General features: G+C 71.4%; 1 protein-coding gene. It reads left to right on the forward strand.

Annotated elements, in window-relative coordinates; translation table 11 throughout:
• The coding region (locus FLQ44_RS19765; RefSeq protein ID WP_147695752.1) for a response regulator at positions 1–395 on the forward strand (395 nt) is incomplete at both ends.

Below are 395 nucleotides of genomic sequence, written 5' to 3' on the forward strand. Positions count from 1 at the left end.
CGAGGTGCTGGGCACCGCGGGCGATCCGCTGGAGGCGCGGGAGGCCATCAAGCGGCTGAACCCCGACGTCTTCACCCTTGATGTCGAGATGCCCAACATGAACGGGCTGGAATTTCTCGAGAAGATCATGCGCCTGCGGCCCATGCCGGTGGTGATGGTCTCGACCCTGACCCAGGCCGGCGCCGACGTGACGCTGGCGGCGCTGGAGCTGGGCGCCGTGGATGCGGTGGGCAAACCGTCGGGCGGCGTGACCGCCATGGAGGCCTTTGCGGACCTGCCCCAGCGCGTGAAGGCCGCCGCCGGCGCCCGCGTGCGAACAGTGAGCGAAACCAGGGGCCCGTCCGTGGACGCGGCCTGGCGCGCCCGGCCGGATCATGTGGTGGCGCTGGGCGCCT

Origin of the sequence: Vogesella mureinivorans (assembly GCF_007644035.1) — a bacterium.
GTDB classification, from domain to species: Bacteria; Pseudomonadota; Gammaproteobacteria; order Burkholderiales; family Chromobacteriaceae; genus Vogesella; species Vogesella mureinivorans.